The 20,512-nt window shown below is 59.6% G+C and carries 18 protein-coding genes, 1 tRNA gene and 1 riboswitch; of the genes, 5 read left to right on the top strand and 14 right to left on the bottom strand.

The window, feature by feature from the left end; genetic code table 11:
- Nucleotides 1–8: 8 nt before the first annotated feature.
- Nucleotides 9–1,304, bottom strand: a complete 1,296-nt coding sequence (uppY, locus tag RAC79_RS01665; RefSeq protein ID WP_078051518.1) for a Wzy-type polysaccharide biosynthesis protein UppY — start codon at nt 1,302–1,304, stop codon at nt 9–11.
- Nucleotides 1,305–1,591: 287 nt separating this feature from the next.
- Here uppY and uppX point away from each other — a divergent pair, with 287 nt between their 5' ends.
- Nucleotides 1,592–2,884: a Wzx-type polysaccharide biosynthesis protein UppX gene (gene uppX, locus RAC79_RS01660; RefSeq protein ID WP_026363784.1), complete on the top strand. Its 1,293-nt coding sequence runs from the start codon at nt 1,592–1,594 to the stop codon at nt 2,882–2,884.
- A gap of 37 nt (nt 2,885–2,921) precedes the next feature.
- Here the strand turns inward: uppX and RAC79_RS01655 are convergent, their stop codons facing one another.
- A complete protein-coding gene (locus tag RAC79_RS01655; protein WP_142844052.1) occupies nt 2,922–3,683 on the bottom strand; it encodes a transporter substrate-binding domain-containing protein in 762 nt (253 codons plus the stop codon).
- A 170-nt stretch (nt 3,684–3,853) separates the two neighbouring features.
- Here RAC79_RS01655 and RAC79_RS01650 point away from each other — a divergent pair, with 170 nt between their 5' ends.
- The gene (locus RAC79_RS01650) at nt 3,854–5,824 is read left to right on the top strand and encodes a glycosyltransferase family 2 protein (RefSeq protein WP_161987692.1); all 1,971 of its coding nucleotides are present in this window, start codon (nt 3,854–3,856) and stop codon (nt 5,822–5,824) included.
- A 177-nt stretch (nt 5,825–6,001) separates the two neighbouring features.
- On the opposite strand, the gene RAC79_RS01645 is transcribed toward RAC79_RS01650, so the two are convergent.
- The 4 genes from RAC79_RS01645 to RAC79_RS01630 all read right to left on the bottom strand — a co-directional run bounded on the left by RAC79_RS01645 (nt 6,002) and on the right by RAC79_RS01630 (nt 8,433).
- Complete coding sequence (locus RAC79_RS01645; RefSeq protein WP_003519942.1) at nt 6,002–6,295, bottom strand: hypothetical protein; 294 nt, start codon at nt 6,293–6,295, stop codon at nt 6,002–6,004.
- 52 nt (nt 6,296–6,347) lie between these two features.
- On the bottom strand, nt 6,348–7,073 hold the full coding sequence (gene aqpZ, locus RAC79_RS01640; RefSeq protein ID WP_078051291.1) for an aquaporin Z: 726 nt from the start codon (nt 7,071–7,073) through the stop codon (nt 6,348–6,350).
- A 132-nt stretch (nt 7,074–7,205) separates the two neighbouring features.
- Nucleotides 7,206–7,279, bottom strand: a tRNA-Gly gene (locus RAC79_RS01635).
- Nucleotides 7,280–7,335: 56 nt separating this feature from the next.
- On the bottom strand, nt 7,336–8,433 hold the full coding sequence (locus tag RAC79_RS01630) for a 2'-deoxycytidine 5'-triphosphate deaminase (protein ID WP_080856951.1): 1,098 nt from the start codon (nt 8,431–8,433) through the stop codon (nt 7,336–7,338).
- A 73-nt stretch (nt 8,434–8,506) separates the two neighbouring features.
- A riboswitch (SAM riboswitch) is annotated at nt 8,507–8,585 on the top strand.
- Between the two features lie 43 nt (nt 8,586–8,628).
- On the opposite strand from RAC79_RS01630, the gene RAC79_RS01625 reads away from it, so the two are divergent.
- Nucleotides 8,629–9,813, top strand: a complete 1,185-nt coding sequence (locus RAC79_RS01625) for an O-succinylhomoserine sulfhydrylase (RefSeq protein WP_142844053.1) — start codon at nt 8,629–8,631, stop codon at nt 9,811–9,813.
- Nucleotides 9,814–10,046: 233 nt separating this feature from the next.
- Nucleotides 10,047–10,439 carry a Co2+/Mg2+ efflux protein ApaG gene (gene apaG / locus RAC79_RS01620; protein WP_003503545.1) on the top strand — a complete coding sequence of 131 codons (393 nt, stop codon included), beginning with the start codon at nt 10,047–10,049 and terminating at the stop codon, nt 10,437–10,439.
- A 49-nt stretch (nt 10,440–10,488) separates the two neighbouring features.
- On the opposite strand, the gene RAC79_RS01615 is transcribed toward apaG, so the two are convergent.
- From RAC79_RS01615 to RAC79_RS01605, 3 genes are all read right to left on the bottom strand, one after another.
- Nucleotides 10,489–11,478: an Hsp33 family molecular chaperone gene (locus RAC79_RS01615; protein ID WP_065654528.1), complete on the bottom strand. Its 990-nt coding sequence runs from the start codon at nt 11,476–11,478 to the stop codon at nt 10,489–10,491.
- A 242-nt stretch (nt 11,479–11,720) separates the two neighbouring features.
- Nucleotides 11,721–12,638 carry an ornithine carbamoyltransferase gene (gene argF, locus RAC79_RS01610; protein WP_003519982.1) on the bottom strand — a complete coding sequence of 306 codons (918 nt, stop codon included), beginning with the start codon at nt 12,636–12,638 and terminating at the stop codon, nt 11,721–11,723.
- 57 nt (nt 12,639–12,695) lie between these two features.
- Nucleotides 12,696–13,895, bottom strand: a complete 1,200-nt coding sequence (locus tag RAC79_RS01605) for an aspartate aminotransferase family protein (protein WP_142844054.1) — start codon at nt 13,893–13,895, stop codon at nt 12,696–12,698.
- 431 nt (nt 13,896–14,326) lie between these two features.
- On the opposite strand from RAC79_RS01605, the gene RAC79_RS01600 reads away from it, so the two are divergent.
- Nucleotides 14,327–14,860, top strand: coding sequence for a GcrA family cell cycle regulator (locus RAC79_RS01600; RefSeq protein ID WP_078051295.1), 534 nt, complete (start codon nt 14,327–14,329; stop codon nt 14,858–14,860).
- 291 nt (nt 14,861–15,151) lie between these two features.
- On the opposite strand, the gene phoB is transcribed toward RAC79_RS01600, so the two are convergent.
- From phoB to pstC, 5 genes are all read right to left on the bottom strand, one after another.
- Nucleotides 15,152–15,835, bottom strand: a complete 684-nt coding sequence (gene phoB / locus RAC79_RS01595; protein ID WP_003493692.1) for a phosphate regulon transcriptional regulator PhoB — start codon at nt 15,833–15,835, stop codon at nt 15,152–15,154.
- 30 nt (nt 15,836–15,865) lie between these two features.
- On the bottom strand, nt 15,866–16,591 hold the full coding sequence (gene phoU / locus RAC79_RS01590; RefSeq protein WP_065654531.1) for a phosphate signaling complex protein PhoU: 726 nt from the start codon (nt 16,589–16,591) through the stop codon (nt 15,866–15,868).
- A gap of 96 nt (nt 16,592–16,687) precedes the next feature.
- The gene (pstB, locus tag RAC79_RS01585) at nt 16,688–17,503 is read right to left on the bottom strand and encodes a phosphate ABC transporter ATP-binding protein PstB (protein ID WP_003519986.1); all 816 of its coding nucleotides are present in this window, start codon (nt 17,501–17,503) and stop codon (nt 16,688–16,690) included.
- Between the two features lie 14 nt (nt 17,504–17,517).
- Nucleotides 17,518–18,840, bottom strand: coding sequence for a phosphate ABC transporter permease PstA (gene pstA, locus RAC79_RS01580; protein ID WP_174038778.1), 1,323 nt, complete (start codon nt 18,838–18,840; stop codon nt 17,518–17,520).
- Complete coding sequence (gene pstC / locus RAC79_RS01575) at nt 18,837–20,321, bottom strand: phosphate ABC transporter permease subunit PstC (RefSeq protein WP_003519988.1); 1,485 nt, start codon at nt 20,319–20,321, stop codon at nt 18,837–18,839. The genes pstA and pstC overlap by 4 nt, the downstream gene beginning before the upstream one ends.
- Between the last annotated feature and the right edge of the window lie 191 nt (nt 20,322–20,512).

The raw sequence follows: 20,512 nt of genomic DNA, 5'->3' as shown, positions 1-20,512 counted from the left end.
TCTGCAAATTACTGTCCCTCTTCGAGTATGTCGTAAGCCTGATGCCTCAAACAATAGATGGCGATTAGAAGAGAAGACCAGATAGGCCCGGTTCCGGTAAAGAAATTGCTCTCTAAACACGAAGAAAGTAACGCATACACCCAAATTCTCGCAAAAAGTCGGGTAAGTGCCGGGTCCGTGCCCTTGTCCACCGCCGTGCGGAAATCGTTCGCGGGTATGATGACCAGCCAGATGACGGTGAGAATGAAGGCCGGCAGGCCGCCATTCAGCAGGCTTTCAATATAGCCATTATGGGCATGGAAGGCTGTGACCGCCCAGGTGCCGGCAATATCGGCCTGCGACAGGAGCCGGTCGCTCGTCCAGAATGCCTGGAACCCCTGTCCGAAGATCGGCGATTGCGCGAAAGTATCGAAGGATAGCCGCCATATGTCCGTCCGCCCGGTGAAGGTGGAATCAATGCCCAGGCCTTCGACGAAATTCTGTATGCTCGGAAAATAGGTGGAGCCGACCGCGGATATGTTGATGAAGGCAAGAAGACCGCCGATCATCAACAAAGTACGGTTGGCATGCCTTTCCATGATCCAGATCAGCGCCACGGTGACGGGCAGCAGCATGGCCGCGGTTTTTCCGTTGGTCTTCCAAAGGAAAAACCCCGCCAGCAGCGTGATGGCGAGGCCGCCCAGCGTCGACCAGGCATTGCGCAGGTAAAGCCCGATCATGAAGAGAATGATCATCGCCGGCGCGGCGGCATTCTTGTGATTGAAGATACCGCGCCAGTCACCCGCCAGCGCTTTTTCATCGAGATCATAGGGCTGATGGATCGAGCGCGAGCTGAGGAAGATCACCCCCAGATAACACAGCGCCAAGAGAATGATGGCGAAGATGGCCATCATCCGGTCGAACTGCCGCCGGTCGCGCGGCATGACGACAAGGACGCTGGTGATGAAGCACAGGAGCGCCGTGAAGATTAGACGTTGCAGCGACGTGCCGGGCTGGGTTCCGACCACCGAGCATATCGCCAGCCAGAAAAACAGCAGCAGAATGGGCAGCCGCGGCCGCAGCAGAAGCCCCGTCAGCCGGTGGCGCAGCGCAAAAACGCCGAGGATCAATGCGATCACGAGGCCGGTCAGCTGGTTTGCGGCAGCGTGCGGCACCGGCGGTGCTGCAAGATTTTCGAAAGGCGCGACGGAAATCCAGATATAGAGCATGGTGGCGACGAAGAAAAACGCGTCGCGCCGGCCGCCGGCAAGGGAAATGGCGCTGCCTTGCGCAGAGACGGGCTGCGTATCAGCCAAACGCGGCATGGTCGCCTGCATCGAAAATGGATAGTCGGATCATTGGCCTGCCTTGTGACGAACAACGAAACCCTTCTGAAACAGGGCCATGTCCAAATAACCATAAACAGTCATTATCATCATTATTATGCAATTGCTTTAACCCTCTCTTACCTCAAGAGGGATAAGACAGGATAAACTGCCATTCATTCGGGTCGCGGACTTTCGCTTTATTGGCCGGTTGCGGCTTTCTCAGTTCGCCAGATTTTAAAAAGCAGCGCAGTCATTTTTGAATTCGCCCGGCAATGCCGGAAAACATGGAGAATGAGGTGTCGTTCAATACGCCGCGGCTCGGCCATCTAGTCAGACTGGGATTGACCTACATGGCATCCGGCGGAGCGCTCCTCATGTCCAGCGCCGCCCAGCTTCTGACCTTTGCGCTGCTTGCCCGCCATCTCGGTGTCGAACAATTCGCGCTTTACGCCTCCATCACGGCCGTCACCAATCTCGGCGTCCAGATCTGCGGTATCGGTTCGCAGGAATCGCTGATTCGCCGTGTCGCGCAGGATCGCAGCATGTTTCCCGTCATGCTCGGCCACAGCTATCTTTTGAGCGCCGCGACAGGCGTGGTGCTGACCATCATCGGCATGGTGACGATCCCGGTATTTTTCCCGACCTCGGAAACATTGCTGCACACGCTGATCACCACCTTCCTGATCCTGTTCACGAACCTCGTCCTCCTGAAAGTCATCTCGCTTTCCACGCAGAGCTTCATCGCCCATTCCGACTTCGCCTCCGCCAACAAGCTGGAAGTGATGTTTGCCGTCGCCCGCACCATTGCCGCGGTGGTCGCCTGCCTCATCTTCAAGGTGGAAACGGTGGAGGCCTGGGCGCTATGGAACCTTGCCGCCCACACCATTGCGGCCATGATCTCGGTCAAGGCGATAGCGAGACTCGGCCGCCCGGTGTTCCGCATCGTGCGTGAGGAAATCCGCATCGGAGTCCTGTTTTCCACCCAGTTCCTGTTCAAGGCCGTGCGCGGCAATGCCGATATTCTCGTTCTCGGCGCCATTGCAAGCGCGGAGGTACTGGGCAGCTATTCCATCGCCCGGCGCATTCTCGACAGTTCCTATCTCTCCGTCGAGGCCCTCAACCGGCTGATCTATCCGGGTTCGGCTTCCGCCGCCCTGCAGGGTATCAGCAAGACCATAGAACGCGCCTATAACGTGCTGAAGGCCGCGCTTTTCATCGCGACCGGCAGTGCGCTCGTCATTTTCATCATTGCGCCCTTCCTGCCGCTTTTGTTCGGCGATGAATATGTTTCGCTGCCCATCATCACCCGCGTGCTTTGTTGGGCGGTTCTGCCCATGGCCGTTGCCGCCACCGCTCTCGAGGCGCTCGGCGCATCCGGACGGCAGGATATTCGCGCGAAGATCTGGAACAGTGGCAACCTCATCGGCTCCGTCGTCGTCGCCTTCTTCACCTGGTCATTCAGCATTTCAGGAACGATCGGCAGCTATTTCATGGTGGAAACCGCCATCGCTGCCGCCGTATGGATCGCGCTGCTGCGCCTGCGCCGCAATGAAGAAGTTTTCGCGCCAGCAAAATAGGCGCTGGCGCAGGAACCGATCCGGTGGCCGGCTCTCCCTAATAGAGCCCATAAGGGAAATAACGCCGGTAGATTTCCTCCAGCCGGCCGTTGCGGGAAAGGGCCGCCAGCGCCTGATCGAAAGCCGGAACGAGCACGTTATCGGGATCGACGGTCATGATGGACAGGCCTTCACCGAGAAACCTGTCGGACATATAGGGACCGCCGAAGAGTGCGCAACAGCCATCGGAAGCGCTTCCTGAAACCCAGAAAGGCAGGCGCAGACCATCGGCGAAGATGGCGTCCACCTTGCCTTTCTTCAGCGCGTCATACATCGGCTCGTAACCATCGAAGCCCTCAGCCGCGGCCTTTGGAAAGAATGCCTTCAGCATCTGTTCGTGCCGCGAGCCGGCAACCACACCCACCTTCTTTCCCGAAAGCGCATCGGCACCCGCGCCGGTGAATTTGGCCGCCTTGTTCACCGCAAGACGGGCGGGCATCAGGAGATAGGGCCGCGAGAAGGTAAAACTCTTGCGCAGGTCGGCGGTGGTGGCGAGGCCGGAAATCACCGCTTCGCCCTCGCCCATTTCCAAAGCCGCCTCCAGCTCATCAAACGGCAGCGCCTGCACCTGGCATTTGCTTTCGACCTTCAGTTGCGCGCAGATTTCACGCACCAGATCGACATGGAAACCCGCAAGCCGGCCTTCCTGATCGGTAAAATTGAAGGGCGGGAAATCGACCGACATCAGAAATCTGATGCGGGGAACGGAAGAAAGATCGCCGCCCGGAAACCGCTCCTGCGCATCGAACAGCACCGGCATCCGGTTCCCGTCCGACAGGCCCTCCGCGCGTACATCGCTAAAAAAACCAGTAAATTGTAAAGCGAAAGCTAAAGTAAATCCGAGACCTATATTCCGCGTTACATTCGTCATTCTCATCTATACTATCCGTGACAGGAAGTGGGGCGTTACCATGACGGCGGCGGCGATGCATGGATTATTTTAGGCAATATACACGAGATTCGTTTCGCACGACGCCGGCGACACGAAAAATTACATTTTCCCACGCCAGTGAAAATCCGCTTTCAACCGCTCCCGAACAGGACCAGGCCGGACAGGCCCGCTTTCTCTCTTCGCTGGGATTTGGCAGGCCCTACATCGAGGCATTCGAACAACGGGCTCTGGAAAATGGCTCGACTTTGGAGGACGAATTGCTGGCAAGCGGTCTCGTCACGACGGATGCCTATTTCGGCGCTTTCGCCCGATTCCTGCGATTGCCGTTTCTCCCCGAAATCGGCCCGGACCGTGTGACGGATTTGAATAAGCTGGACACTCAGCTCTCCGAACCGAGGTTTCTGCGGCTGACACCGCTGAACGGCACGCCAACGCTGCTGATCGTACCGGAACTGGCGCGAATGGCGTCGCTGAAAAACATGCTGGATCAACGTCCGCGTCTTCTCGACGAATTTGCCGTGACAACCCCGCAGGCCATGCGCAGCGCAATCTGGAAAGCGGGCGAGGCCCGCCGCTCGGCGGAAACCCAGCAGCGGCTTTTCAACACGGCGCCGCACCATTCCGCCAGGATCACGCTACAGGGCCAGCAGGGTTTTTACAGCGGCGTCCTCCTTACACTGCTCATTCTGTCGCTGCTATTTTACACGGAAGCGGCATTTGCTTATCTGCACGTCACCCTGACGATGCTTTACCTTTTGACCCTGCTTTTCAGGCTGTTCGCACTCGTCCATGCGCCCCGGGGAAACGACGCGAAGAGCATTTTGCCTCTTCGGCAGGAAAACGAATTGCCTGTCTATACCGTTCTGGTGGCGCTTTACCGGGAAGAGGCCATCGTCGGGCAGCTCATCGGGGCATTGGAACGTCTGGACTGGCCCAAATCCCGGCTGGACATCAAGCTTGTCTGCGAAGCAGACGACGCTGCGACGATCGAGGCGATCCAGCGGATAAATCCCGGCCCGCACATAGAGGTCGTCAGGGTGCCGCCCTCCCTGCCGCGCACCAAACCAAAAGCCCTCACTTACGCGCTTTCCGGCGCGCGTGGCGCATTCGTTGCGGTCTATGATGCCGAGGATCGGCCCCATCCGCAGCAATTGCGTGAAGCCTATGCCACCTTCCGCAACGAGCCGGACGAGGTGGCCTGCCTGCAGGCGCCGCTCATCATCAGCAATGCCTCTTCCTCCTGGCTCAGCGCCTGTTTCGCACTGGAATATTCCGGTCTCTTCCGCTGCATGTTGCCTGCCCTTGCCGCACACGGCTTGCCGCTGCCGCTTGGCGGCACCTCCAATCATTTCCGGACCGCCGTGCTGCGGAAGGCCGGCGCCTGGGACCCCTATAATGTAACTGAGGATGCCGATCTCGGCCTCCGGCTGCATCGGCTGGGTTATCGTTGCGGCGTCATCCGGCGACAGACGCTGGAGGATGCGCCGACCTCGCTACCCGTGTGGCTGAACCAGCGAACACGCTGGTACAAGGGCTGGCTGCAAAGCTGGCTGGTGATGACCCGTGCGCCCTTTGCGACCGCGCGCGACATGGGATGGTTTGCCTATGTGGTCTTTCAACTGCTGATCGGCGGCATGCTTCTGTCGTCGCTGGCGCACCCCCTGCTCTTCGTTTCGCTCGCATTCATGACCATCGCCCTCCGGGAAAATGGCGCTGACCTGCTGCTCACCTGGCAGGGTCTTCTGTTTTTTATCGATGTGCTGAATATCGTCGGAAGCTACACGATCTTCGTGCTGATGGGCCGCGGCAGAATGATTGCCTATGAAAGAAGGCATGTCGGAAGGCGGTGGCTGGCAATACCCGCATATTGGCTGATGCTGTCCATCGCGGCCTGGCGGGCCGTGGTGGAACTCAACACCAAACCCTTCGCATGGAACAAGACGCCACACGCGCCTGTCGCCAAAAATACTCATGATCCGGCATCTTCGGCAGAGCCGAAACAGTCCTGATACTTTTTCCGATCAGCCGCGACAGCCGTTCTCGGCTTCACTCACATTGCCGCTCCGGCAAAGCCGTTTCAGGCCTTACGTTACTGCCGTCATCGGTAACGGCAGCCAGTGCCTTGCCGAACGAAGCTCCTCCCTCGGCAAGGACCGTCATTTCATCCTGAAGGTGGCCGAACCGCTCTACTTGGTAACGAGCTTGTTCTTGATCAGGCCGACGATGATCTGCACGATCAGACCGCCGACACCGCCGCCAACGAGCTGGCCGGCGAGAGCGCCGATATCCACGCCTCCGGCTGCCGCATCGCCCGCCGCGCCGAGCAGCGAACCGAGCACGGTTCCGCCGCCGAGGCCGCCGATGGCGCCGGCAATCAGATTGCCGAGCGAACCAAGATCGGAGTCCTTCACTATCTTTCCGCCTGCCGTGCCGCCTACCGCACCGCCGACGATCTGGGCCAATATCGAAGCAAGATCCATGTCATCCTCCTCAGTCGTTTCCCCGACTATTCGAGGAAACAAAGCCTCTTATTCAAGTCTGCGCAGGTTGAACCGAACCGGCATGGCCGGCCTTCTCTTCCTCGCCGAAGATTTTCCAGATCACGGCCCCGATGGCGCCGCCGAGGATCGGAGCGAGCCAGAACAGCCAGAGCTGCTGCAGCGCCCATCCGCCAACGAACAATGCCTGTCCCGTGGAGCGGGCCGGATTGACGGATGTGTTGGTGACCGGAATGGAAATCAGATGAATAAGGGTAAGGGCAAGACCGATGGCGATCGGCGCGAAGCCGGCAGGAACCCTGCCATGCGTAGAGCCCAGAATGACGATCAGGAAAAACGCCGTCAGGATGACTTCGATCAGCAGCGCCGATACGAGAGAATATCCGCCCGGCGAATGTTCACCATAACCATTGGCGGCAAAACCGCCGATTTCAGCCCCCGCCTTGCCGGTGAGGATGACATAAAGCGCCGCAGCCGCGACGACCGCCCCCAGAACCTGCGCCACTATGTAAGGCACGAGGTTCGCCGCCGGGAACTTACCGGCAACAGTGAGGCCGACTGAAACGGCCGGATTGAAATGACCGCCCGAAATGCCGCCAACCGCATAGGCCATGGTCAGAACCGTCAGACCAAAAGCGAAAGCGACACCAAGGAAGCCAATGCCGAGTTCAGGAAAAGCGGCGGCAAAAACCGCACTGCCGCATCCTCCGAAGACGAGCCAAAAGGTTCCCAGAAATTCCGAAAGAAGTTTGCGACTCATAACACTTCCCCCATGTTACGACCGCATCAACTATTACGTGCAATTTAATCGTAGTCAAGCTAAATTGCATATTCGCGTGGCTACCGACACAATGGTGGCTAAACGCAGCAAGAGTGTCAGATGTCTGCAAAATGGAGCGGGTGAAGGGAATCGAACCCTCGTATTCAGCTTGGGAAGCTGCTGCTCTACCATTGAGCTACACCCGCACCGCGCATAAGACATCGGATAGTTCGCAGCGGGTGTCAAGCACCCGCCAGGGTCGTTATTCGGCTCGAAAATGCTTGGAGAGCTTCAGCCCCTGCGCCTGATAATTGGAGCCGAGGCCGGAGCCATAGAGGCCTTCCGGTTTCTGCAGCATGTGCTCGTAAACCAGCCGGCCGACGATCTGGCCATGTTCGAGGATGAAGGGAACCTCGTGGCTGCGCACTTCTAGCACGGCCCGGCTGCCGGTGCCGCCGGCCTGCGCATGGCCGAAGCCGGGATCGAAGAAGCCGGCGTAGTGCACGCGGAATTCGCCCACCAGAGGATCGAAGGGTGTCATTTCGGCCGCATAGAGCGGTGGAACGTGCACGGCTTCGCGCGAGACGAGAATATAGAATTCATCCGGGTCGAGGATCAGTTCGGCACGGCCGCGGGCGTAGAGCGGCTCCCAGAAATCGAGAACGTCGTGCTGGGCCTTCTTGTCGACGTCTACCACGGCTGTGTGATGTTTGCCGCGATAACCGATCAACCCGTTTTCACCGAAACCCTTGAGGTCGATCGAGAGCGCGATGCCACCGCCGGTCACGTTGGGCGTGTCGCTGGCAACCAGCGTTTCCGTCTCGTGCAGCTTCAGCAGTTCACTTTCGTTGAGCAGCGAATGGCCGATGCGGAAGCGGATCTGCGACAGGCGCGAGCCGCGTCGCACCACGATCGGGAAGGTGCGCGGGCTGATTTCCAGATAGAGCGGGCCAGCATAACCGGCCGGTATCTTGTCGAATTCCTGCGCGCTGTCAGTCATGACGCGGGTGAAGATATCGAGACGGCCGGTCGAGCTTTTCGGATTGGCCGAGGCCGACATGTCCGCGGGCAGCGCAAGGCTTTCCATCAAGGGAACGATATAGACACAACCGGTTTCCAGCACCGCGCCCTGGGTAAGGTCGATCTCGTGCAGGCTGAGACGATTGAGTTTGTCGATGACGCGGTTTCCGGGGCCGGGCATGAAGCTGGCGCGCACGCGATAGGCCTTCGAGCCGAGCCTGAGATCGAGGCTGGCGGGCTGCACCTGATCAGCATCGAGATCGGCCTCGCTCTTCAGCTTGCCGCCCGCAAACAGCGCCTTGATTGCGCCATCCGCCAAAATGCCCGTGGTTCTGGTCATGGTCATCATTCCTTTTTACGGCGACAAAACCAAAAGGAAAGCATTGACGCAAGCCGGTAACGGCAGTATGGCAAGCTTATCCCGTGGTGATTTGGCCGGTCGGCTTGCAGCCACGTTAAACAAGTGGCTAAAAAGACCGGGTGCTAGGAACCGGTCTGCTTTTGCGGCCGGTTTTTTTGTTTTGAAGGTGATCACATGAGCAATAAATGGCGCCCGGCAACCCAGCTCGTTCACGGCGGTACGCTACGCTCCCCTTACGGTGAAACGTCGGAAGCGATCTATCTGACCCAGGGTTTCGTCTATGAAAACTCCGAAGCCGCCGAAGCGCGCTTCAAGGGTGAAACGGATGGGTTCATCTACGCCCGCTATGCGAGCCCGACCAACGACATGTTCGAAAAGCGCATGTGCCTGCTGGAAGGCGCTGAAGACGCCCGTGCACTTGCGTCGGGCATGGCCGCCGTCACCGCCGCCATCATGTGCCAGTTGCGCGCCGGCGACCATATCGTTGCGGCCCGCGCCCTCTTCGGTTCCTGCCGCTGGGTGGTGGAAACGCTTGCGCCGAAATATGGCATCGAATGCACGCTGATCGACGGTCGCGATCTCGGCAACTGGGAAAAGTCTATCCAGCCGAACACCAAGCTGTTCTTCCTCGAAAGCCCGACCAATCCGACGCTTGAAGTGGTGGATATTGCCGGGGTGGCAAAGCTCGCCAACCAGATCGGCGCCAAGGTGGTAGTCGACAACGTCTTTGCCACACCGCTTTTCCAGAAGCCGCTCGAACTCGGCGCCCATATCGTCGTTTATTCGGCCACCAAACATATTGACGGCCAGGGCCGCTGCCTTGGCGGCGTGATCCTTTCCGACAAGAAGTGGATCGAAGAAGAGCTGCAGGATTATTTCCGCCATACCGGCCCGGCCATGTCGCCTTTCAATGCCTGGACGCTTCTGAAAGGCATCGAGACCCTGCCACTGCGTGTGAAGCAGCAGACGGCCAATGCCGGCAAAATCGCTGATTTTCTCGCCGATAGCGGCAAGGTCGCCAAGGTCATCTATCCCGGCCGCGCCGATCACCCGCAGGCCGATATCATCGCGCGGCAGATGTCCGGCGGCTCGACGCTGGTCGCTTTCGAGCTGAAGGGCGGCAAGGAAGCAGCCTTCAAGCTGCAGAACGCGCTTGAGATCGTGAAGATTTCAAACAATCTCGGCGACGCCAAGAGCCTCATCACCCACCCCGGCACGACGACGCACAAGAACCTCACCGACGAGGCGCGTGCCGAACTCGGCATTTCCGGCGGCACCCTGCGCCTTTCCTGCGGCATCGAGGATACCGACGACCTGCTGGAGGATCTGGCGAAGGGTCTGGCGGCCGTTTCGGCCTGAAAATTCAATCCGCAAGGCACCATGGCCTGACCGCGTGTCGGGCCGTGGTTCGCCTGTCCGGTCCAAAAAGATCGCTTCAGGCAACCAATATTTACCTTTACCGTTATCCCTAACGGTGGAAAACAGCGCAACAGGAGACGCCTCCTGCCCGTCAAGTCATTCATTTTCTTGACGATAGCCAGAGCCTATAGTGTAGGATGCGGCGGCAGGCATAATATCGAGGTGTGGCGCGTATGTATCGTGCTCTGACAAGGGATATCGAGGTAACGGTCGATCCGTATTATCTCGAGGAACAATCCGACCCGGATGACGATCGTTACGTCTGGGGCTACAAAGTCGTGATCGCGAACAATTCCGATATTCCGGTTACCCTCGTCAATCGCTATTGGCACATCACCGATCAGAACGGACAGGTGGATGAGGTCTATGGGCCGGGCGTTGTGGGTGAGAAGCCGCATCTGAAACCGGGCGACAGCTACGAATATTCTTCCGGCTGCCCGCTGGACACACCTTCCGGCCTGATGTTCGGCCATTATGAAATGGAAACGGAAAATGGCGAGGTGTTCAACGTCACCATACCCGCCTTTTCGCTGGATTCACCCGGCCTGATGCGGGTCCTGAACTGACATTCACCCGGCAACGAAAAAGCCGCGCCCTTCAGGACGCGGCTTTCATTCAGGCATTCTCAAATTCGCTGACATCGTAGCGATAGGTGGTGGAGCAGAACTCGCAGGTCACGGCAATGGCGCCGTCTTCTTCGCTTGCCTCGATCTCCTCAGCAGTGAAACCGGACAGGACGCCCTTAATCTTGTCCCGCGAGCAACTGCAACGGTCGAAAACCGCCTGCGGATCGTAGATGCGCACACCGCTCTCGTGGAAAAGCCGGAAGAGAAGACGTTCCACCGGGACCTGCGGATCGGTCAGCTCGTCGGTATCCACCGTGTTCAGCAGCGTTACCGCCTCCGTCCAGGCATCGTCTTCCTGCACCTCGTGACCGCCTTCATCGCCATCGCCGCCATGCAGGTCGCGCATGCGCAGCCGCTCAGGCGCCTGCGGCAGGAACTGCGCGATAACACCGCCCGCACGCCAGCCATGGCGCGGCTTACCTTCGCCATCACGGTCGAAGAATTCGGCGACGCCCAGCCGCACGCGGGTGGGAAGCTGTTCCGACTGGCGAAAATAAACCCCGGCAATGTCTTCCAGCGAGGAGCCATCGAGCGGCACGATACCCTGATAAGGCTGCATGCCCGCACCCTGATCGATCGTGAAGGCCAGAATGCCGTTGCCGAGCAATTGCTCCGGCGACGTCGCCCCGGCCGCAATCGCCTCCGCCAGCCGCTCCTCATCGAAACGGGCATAAGCGCGCATGCTTTCCGGCGCGGTGAAATCCGCAACCAGAAGGTCGACCGGGCCGTCACCCTTGGTCTGGACGGTCAGCTTGCCGGAAAACTTGAGCGACGTGCCGATCAGCGCCGTCAGAACGGTCGCTTCCGCCAGCAGGCGGGCGACCGCCGGGGGATAGTCATGCCGCTCAAGGATGGCATTCAGCAGCGGACCCACCTGTACGGCGCGGCCGCGCACATCCAGACCTTCGACCTGAAAGGGCACAACCTTGTCGTCGCCAGCAAAATCGAGATCGTCCAGTTCAACCGTTACATCTGCCATGTCATACTCCCTGGCGCAGCCGTGGCGCCGCTACCGTCCAAAAGTCCGGCTTTTAAAATGTGCTTTTTTCGCTTGTCGCACAGAGACCCGGGAAGAGAAACCGCTTCCGGGGAAAAACGTGCAAATCGTGAATGTGGCCCGCCAGCAAAACCGACGAGCCTCTTCGAAGTCCCACAGATGGTAATCTATGCGGTCAAGTTCAAGCACCCGGCGTGACGCGTGTCAGGCCGGGCGATTGCTCATCAAATGACGCCCATGCACCATGCAATGATGGACTTCTGCGCGTGGAGGCGGTTTTCCGCCTCGTCGAAGACGACGGATTGCGGACCGTCGATCACGGCATCCGTCACTTCCTCACCGCGATGGGCCGGCAGGCAATGCATGAACAGCGCGTCTTTTTCCGCCTTGGCCATCAGGGCTTCATTCACCTGATAGGGCTGGAAAATGTTGTGGCCGCGCGCCTTGTGTTCCTGGTTCATGGACACCCAGGTATCGGTGACGACGCAGTCCGCACCCGCAACGGCCTTGTCGGCATCATGGCACAACATGATCTCGCCGCCATTGTTGCGCGCCCAGTTCAGGAACTTGTCATGCGGTTCGGAGCCCATCGGCACGGCCATCGTCATGCGGTAACCGAAACGGGCCGAGCCTTCGACGAAGGAATGCAGGACGTTATTGCCGTCACCCGTCCAGGCAATGGTCTTGCCTTTGACCGGGCCGCGATGTTCCTCGAAGGTCATGATATCCGCCATGATCTGGCAGGGATGCGTGTCGTCCGTCAGGGCGTTGATGACCGGCACGGTCGCGTGTTCGGCAAGCTCCAGCAGGCGCGAATGATCCGTCGTGCGGATCATGATGGCGTCGACGTAACGCGACAGCACCTTGGCCGTATCGCCGATCGTTTCGGCGCGACCGAGCTGCATTTCCGTACCGGAGAGGAAAAGCGTCTCGCCCCCGAGCTGGCGCATGCCGACATCGAAGGAGACGCGGGTGCGGGTGGAAGGCTTTTCGAAGATCATAGCCAGCATCTTGCCGGCAAGCGGCTTTTCCGCCGTTCCGGCCTTGGTGGCGGCCTTGCGTGCGCGGGCATCGTCGAGAATTGCCCGCAGGTCCTGCGAGCTGACGGCCGACAGGTCAAGAAAATGTTTAGGTGAAGCCATTTCAAACTGTCCCATGCTCGCGAGCCTCGGGGAAGAGGCCCGCCCTTTATTGTTTCCTCAGGCGATTTTTGCCTGTTTCGCTGTCAGGGAAGCGGCGGCCGCTTCCACGCGTGACAGACCCTCGCGGGCCTCTTCCGCCGTGGTGACGAGCGGCGGCAGAAGACGGATGACGTTGTCGCCCGCCGGCACACCCAGCAGATGCTCGGCGCGCATGGCCTGCAACAGCTCGCCCGATGGAACCTTGGCCTTGATGCCGAGAAGCAGGCCTTCGCCACGGATTTCTTCGATAACGTCAGGATAACGATCCTTCAGCGAAGCAAGGCCCTGGCGGAAGACCAGCGCGACATCACGAACCTTTTCCAGAAAACCCTCGGAGAGGACGACATCGAGCACGGCGTTGCCGACAGCCATGGCCAGCGGGTTGCCGCCATAGGTGGTGCCATGCACGCCCGCCGTCATGCCGGAAGCAGCATCCGCCGTCGCAAGGCAGGCGCCGAGCGGGAAACCGCCGCCGATACCCTTGGCAACCGCCATGATATCCGGTGCGACGCCCGTCTGCTCATAGGCAAAGAGCTTGCCCGTACGGCCAACGCCGGTCTGGACCTCATCGAAAATCAGCAGCATGCCATGCTCATCGCAGAGCGACCGCAGCAGCTGCAGGAATTCCTTGGCTGGCGCGCGAATGCCACCCTCGCCCTGAATGGGCTCGATCAGAAGCGCGGCCGTCTCGGCCGTGATGGCGGCTTTCAACGCATCGACGTCACCGAAGGGCACCTGGTCAAAACCTTCGACCTTGGGACCGAAACCTTCGAGATATTTCTGCTGGCCGCCGGCGGCAATCGTCGCCAGCGTGCGGCCATGGAAGGCACCTTCGAAAGTGATAATCCGGAACTTTTCCGGATGCCCCTTGGAATAATGATAACGGCGCGCGGTCTTGATCGCGCATTCCAGCGCTTCTGCGCCGGAATTGGTGAAGAAGACCTTGTCTGCGAATGTCACTTCCGTCAGGCGCTTTGCAAGCTTTTCCTGGCCCGGCACTTCATAAAGGTTCGAGACGTGCCAGACCTTCTCGGCCTGGGTCTTGATCGCTTCCACGAGGTGCGGATGGGCATGGCCCAGCGAGTTGACCGCGACGCCGGCCGCAAAATCCAGATATCGTTCGCCGCTTTCCGTGAACAGCCAGACGCCTTCGCCTCGCTCGAAGCGCAGGGGGGCTCTTGCAAACGTATCGAACAATGGCGCGGCGGCTTCGGCCATGGCTGTATCACTCCTTGCGCGGATGCGCTGTCAGACGGTTGTCAATAGGCTTTCGGGGTTATCCCTTGCCTGAAAATCAAAAATGCCGCCTCGCGGCGGCAGGGGCACTATTGTCACTTCGCCTGCCGATGTCAACAAAAGTCCGCGTTTCCCGGGCTTCTCAAGCCCTAGTAGGTAGCGACGGACGAGGCCCAAGGTGTTGCCTTTCAGACTCAACTCGCCAGCAAGTTGGGGAAAACCGGAAAATCGATTCGAGATGATTCCCGCGACTCTTGCCACGGAGTCTGCGTGGCACTAGGTTAATCGCTAATTACTAGACTGCATTGCGGCGGAACTAGTCACCAAAAATCAGGCAGAAACCACGCTCGCGGCACGCCCGCGAGGCGGAGAGGGATTCTGCCGACATTATACGCGACGAGCGGAGAAGCGGCATGAACTGGACAGACGAACGGGTCGAAAAACTCAAGAAATTGTGGTCCGAGGGGCTTAGCGCCAGCCAGATAGCAGCACAGCTGGGCGGCGTCAGCCGCAATGCCGTCATCGGCAAGGTCCATCGCCTCAACCTGCCGGGACGCGTGAAGGCCGGCGGCCCGGTTACTTCGGCGCGTTCCGCGCCCAAGCGCACTGCCGCCCCTGCCCCGCGCGCGACGAATTTCGCAGCCCGCGTCAGCGCAGCACCTGCACGCGCCCTGAACCGCTCGAGCGCGGCAACGGCGCTGCACGAGGAGATCGATATCGAGACCGCCGAAGTTCTCGATTACGTTCCCTCCAAAAATGTCGTGACACCGATTTCCCGCCGCCTGACGCTGACGGAACTGACGGAGCGCACCTGCAAGTGGCCGGTCGGCGATCCGCTGAAGGATGATTTCCATTTCTGCGGTTGTGAAGCACTGGAATCTTCGCCCTATTGCAAGTTCCATGCAAAGCTTGCCTACCAGCCGGTAAGCGAGCGTCGCAAGGCTTGAGTGTTGCGGCACGCATTCGACACTCAAAAACTACGGGCCTTCGGGCCCGTTTTTTTGTGACAAACGCACCACGCTTCCCGGACGGCTACAGCAGAACACAAAGGCTTATTCTTCGTCGTCGCGTTTCGCCCTTCAATCCGGATTTCGGTGGGCTCTCAACCGCTCGTCAAGCAGATGAAAGTATCGTGCTTGCGGAAGGTTCAAAATGAAAAGGCCCGACACCATTCCGGTTTCGGGCCTTTTCATTTTGGCGGAACGTCATGCTGAGGGGAACCGTCAGTTCGGTTCCGATCAGGCTTCCATCGAATATCCTGCACCGCGCACGGTGCGGATGACGTCTTGCATATGGGAAAAATTGAGCGCCTTACGCAGGCGTCCGACATGCACGTCGACGGTACGCTCATCGACGTAGATATCATGGCCCCAGACGCCATCCAGCAACTGCGAGCGGGAGAACACCCGGCCCGGAGAGGTCATCAGGAACTCCAGCAGGCGGAATTCCGTCGGGCCGAGACGCACTTCACGGCTCTTGCGGTGAACGCGATGGGTCTCGCGATCCAGTTCGATATCGCCGCATTTCAGCACCGAAGACAGAACCTCGGGGCGGGCCCGGCGCAGCATCGCCTTGACGCGGGCCATGAGTTCCGGTGTCGAAAACGGCTTGACGACATAATCGTCGGCGCCGGTGGCGAGGCCGCGAACCCTTTCGCTTTCCTCGCCGCGCGCCGTCAGCATGATGATGGGCAGGCGCTCGGTTTCCGGCCGCATCCTGAGCCGACGGCACAGTTCGATACCGGAAACGCCGGGAAGCATCCAATCCAGGATAAGGAGGTCCGGAATACGTTCCTGCAGCCTGATTTCTGCCTCGTCTCCACGGGGTATCGTGTCGACGTCATATCCCTCAGCCTCGAGATTGTAACGAAGCAGGACGCTCAGCGCTTCCTCGTCTTCCACAACTGCAATCTTGGGCACCATATACTAACTCCGCAAGCCGCTGCCTGTCTGTTACTCGGTCACCGAACCGAGGGTGTTGGAACTGTCGTCCTTCGGACGCTCGCCTTCCGGCTGGCTTCCGGTGGTCATGTAATAGATCGTCTCTGCGATATTGGTGGCGTGGTCGCCGATACGCTCGATGTTCTTGGCGCAGAACAGAAGATGCGTGCAGGTGGTGATGTTGCGCGGATCTTCCATCATGTAGGTCAGAAGCTCACGGAAGAGCGACGTGTACATGGCGTCGATTTCTTCGTCGCGCTCGCGAATGGCATTGGCCTTCTCGGCGGAACGCGTGGAATAGACGTCCAGCACTTCCTTGAGCTGCACCAGCGCGAGTTCCGACAGGTGTTCGATTCCACGGGCGAGCTTGCGCGGCACGCCGGTGCCGGCAACCGCGATGACGCGCTTGGCGGTGTTCTTGCCAAGGTCGCCGACGCGCTCAAGGTCAGCTGCAATACGCAGAGTGCCGATGATCTCGCGAAGGTCGGCCGCCATCGGCTGGCGTTTGGCGATGGTGACGATGGCCTTGTCGCCGATCTCACGCTCGGCGTGGTCGAGGATCGCATCGTCGGAAATGACCTTCTGTGCGAGCGCGGCATCGGAATTGACGAGCGCACGCACGGCGTCGGCGCACATCTGCTCCGCAAGACCGCCCATTTCGGCGATACGACGCGTAAGGAATTTCAGTTCGTCGTCATAGGCCGACAGAATATGCGAATGGGTCGTTGTTTGTGTCATGGTCTAGTCCTCCGGCTTGGCCTGCATGCGCGTACCCGGAAGCGGGCACGGCAGAAGCACCAGTCTTGTTCGGTTTCGATAAAGCGCCGGCCGGGATCAGCCGAAGCGGCCCATGATGTAATCCTGCGTGCGCTGGTCGTCCGGATTGGTGAACATCTTGTCGGTTTCGTTTTCCTCGACAAGATGACCAAGATGGAACATGGCCGTGCGCTGGGAAACACGCGCCGCCTGCTGCATGGAGTGCGTGACGATGACGATGGTGTAATTGGTGCGCAGCTCGTGGATCAATTCTTCGACCTTTGCGGTCGCGATCGGGTCGAGAGCCGAGCAGGGCTCGTCCATCAGGATCACTTCCGGGCTGACGGCAACGGCGCGTGCGATGCACAGACGCTGCTGCTGACCGCCGGAAAGACCGGTGCCGGATTCGTGCAGACGATCCTTAACCTCGTTCCAGAGACCCGCCTTCTGCAGGCTCTGCTCGACGATCTGGTCCATATCCGCCTTGTTGCGGGCGAGACCATGGATGCGCGGACCGTAGGAAATGTTTTCGTAGATGGACTTCGGGAAGGGGTTCGGCTTCTGGAACACCATGCCGACGCGGGCGCGCAATTCCACGACGTCAATCGCCTGATCGTAGATATCGTCGGTGTCGAGCGTGATCTTGCCGGTGACCCGGCAACCGTCGATCGTGTCGTTCATACGATTCAGGGTACGCAGGAAGGTGGATTTGCCGCAGCCGGACGGGCCGATAAGCGCGGTCACCGTATTTTCGCGAACGTTGAGGTTCACGTCGTAAAGCGCCCGCTTTTCGCCGTAATAAACCGAAACGTCCTTGCCGATCATCTTGTATGAGACTTCATTCATTTTCTTGTCCAGCGCCTTTTCAACTGCTGCTTCCGACAACATGTTCATTGCTCAAGCTCCCTCTACCAGCGCCGTTCGAAGCGGCGACGCAACAGGATTGCGCCAACATTCATGACGATGAGGAACAGAAGCAGGATGATGATAGCGCCGGATGTCCTTTCGACAAAGGCGCGCTCGGCTTCGTTCGCCCACATGTAAATCTGCACCGGCAGGGCCGTGGACGGATCCATCGGCGTTGTCGGGTAATTCGCAACGAATGCCACCATGCCGATCAGGAGCAGCGGCGCCGTTTCGCCCAGCGCGTGGGCGAGACCGATGATGGTGCCGGTCAGAATGCCGGGCATGGCGAGCGGCAGCACATGGTGGAAGATCGTCTGCATCTTGGAAGCGCCGAGGCCGAGGGCTGCGGCGCGGATAGACGGCGGCACGGCTTTCAGGGCAGCGCGCGTCGCGATGATGATCGTCGGCAGGGTCATCAGCGTCAGGACGAGGCCGCCGACCAGCGAGGCCGAGCGCGGAAAGCCCATGAAGTTGATGAAGACCGAGAGGCCGAGCAGGCCGTAAACAATCGAAGGAACGGCCGCGAGATTGTTGATATTCACCTCGATAAGATCCGTCAGACGGTTCTTCGGGGCGAATTCCTCGAGATAGATGGAGGCCGCAACGCCAATCGGCAATGACAGCACCAGCACGATCAGCATCATATAGAACGAGCCGATCAGCGCCACACCCACACCCGCCGCTTCCGGACGGCTCGACGCGCCGTTGACGAAGATGCCGGTATTGAAATGTTTGCCGAGCTGGCCGCTTTCGGCGAGCTGGTTCATCCAGCCGAGTTGCTGGTTCGAGATACGGCGATTGGCTTCATCCGCCGTCAGGTCGACCTGGCCCTTGAAGGCGCTGTCGACGTCGCCCGACGCCAGCAGCGTGACGGTGCGCGTGGTGCCGATGACGGCGGGATCGGCGACGACGATATCGCGAAGCTGCGTGCGCACGCTGTCCGAGATCAAGAGGTTGACGGCGCGAAGGCCGGCGCGGTCAGTCGGTGCAACACCAAGGACCTTGGCGACAGCATCGCGGGCGATGACGGGATAATTGGCCGTCATCAGCTTTGTGGGATTGGTGGCCCGCTCATTTTTCGGATCGATGATCTGTTCGGAAAACTCGACCGGAACGGTGATCATCGTCTGCTGAAAGGCGGTGTAACCCTTGGAAACCACCGAGAAAAGCAGCAGGAAGAGGAAGATGAGGCCGAAGGAAATCGCTGCCATGCCATAGGCACGGAAGCGGCGTTCGGCGGCATAGCGGCGCTTGATGCCGATATCACGGCGCGTGGCCCTGTTGACGGCGCTCGCACCGGCTGCGGGAGAAACGATGTCGGTCATTCATATTGCTCCCGGTATTTGCGCACGATGTAAAGCGCGTAGATATTCAGGCAAAGCGTGATGGCGAAAAGCGTGATGCCGAGCGCGAAGGCAACCAGCGTCTGCGGCGAGGTGAATTCAAGGTCGCCGGTAAGCTGGCTGACGATCTTGACCGTCACCGTGGTCATGGGCTCGAAGGGATTGAGCTGGAGACGGGCAGCAACACCGGCCGCAAGAACCACGATCATGGTTTCGCCGATAGCGCGCGAAGCCGTCATCAGCACGGCGCCGACGATGCCCGGAAGAGCGGCCGGAATAATGACCCTCTTGATCGTCTCGGAACGCGTGGCGCCAAGACCGAGCGAACCGTCACGCAGCGAGCGCGGCACAGCGGTGATGATGTCATCCGACAGCGACGACACATAGGGGATCAGCATGATGCCCATGACGAAGCCGGCGGTGATGACGCTCTGCGCCTGGATGAAGTTGGCGTAGTTGCCCGTCGCCAGACCGTTGATCTGCGTGGAAATGTCTCTGAGGAAAGGACCGACCGTCGTGAGCGCGAAGAAGCCGTAGACGATGGTGGGAATGCCGGCGAGCACTTCAAGCAGCGGCTTTGCCATGGAGCGGAAGCGCGGCGAGGCATATTCCGCCATGTAGATCGCCGAAAAGAGACCGACCGGAACCGCAACCAGCATGGCGACCAGGCCGATATAAAGCGTGCCGGCGAGCAGCGGGATCAGGCCGAACTGGCCGGAGGAGTCGGTGGCGCCTGCCGCCGCAAAACGCGGATCCCAGACCGTTCCGAAGAAGAACTGGTGCGCCGGAACCATGGTGAAAAACTGGATCGCCTCCGTCAGCATCGAAAGGACGATGCCGATGGTCGTGAGGATGGCGATGGACGAGGCGACGAGCAGGGCCGCGAGAATGACTTTCTCGACCTGGTTGCGCGCCCGGAAACGCGGCGCGATTGCACGCAGCGCATAGGCGCCGCCGCCGAGCGCGGCCAGCAGCACGACGGCGATCATCGCGATACGGCTGGTGGAGGTCATGCTGTTGAGCGTGTGGGCGGCATCGACCATGAACCGCTCGGGATCGCCGGCGATTGCAACACCCTTCGATGCCAGAAGCGGCCGGACAGCAGCCGTATCGGCCTCAACCTGCGCGGTTTCCTCCGGCGTCAGCCGCTGGAGGCCACGGGCGATGGATGTCACCATACCGTAGGTCAGGCTCTGCTGCGCTTCGGATTGCGCCCGGACATCCTCGGGGAAACTACCGCGCACCGCCGAGGTGACGAGCAATGGGCTGACAATGAGCCAGGCACAGAGAATGAACGCCGCGGGCAGCACCGCCCAGACGACCGCGTAGGAACCGTGATAACCGGCACGGGAATGCATGCTGGAGGGGCGACCGCCAGACAGGGCAACGGCACGGCGGCTGCCGAGCAGATAGCTGCCGATGCCGATGAGCGCCAGTATCAGCAAAAGGATCGATGTGTTCATTAGAGTTCCCTCGGCGTGCCTCAAGAGCACGGTGCGATATCGGGCAAATCAAAAAGTCATCAAAACGAGACCGCTGGACCATCCCATGATGCCTGCCGCCTGACTGTATCATAGTCTGGCAAGCGTCAAGGTTGATACATCCTATCCATCTGTAATCCATCGACAATCATGTGGATGGCGATGAGTAGGAA

Origin of the sequence: Agrobacterium sp. LR_9, from assembly GCF_041954855.1 — a bacterium.
GTDB classification, from domain to species: domain Bacteria; phylum Pseudomonadota; class Alphaproteobacteria; order Rhizobiales; family Rhizobiaceae; genus Agrobacterium; species Agrobacterium leguminum.
The sequence above is the reverse complement of the archived record's forward strand: the minus strand, read 5'-3'. Positions and strand labels throughout refer to the sequence as shown.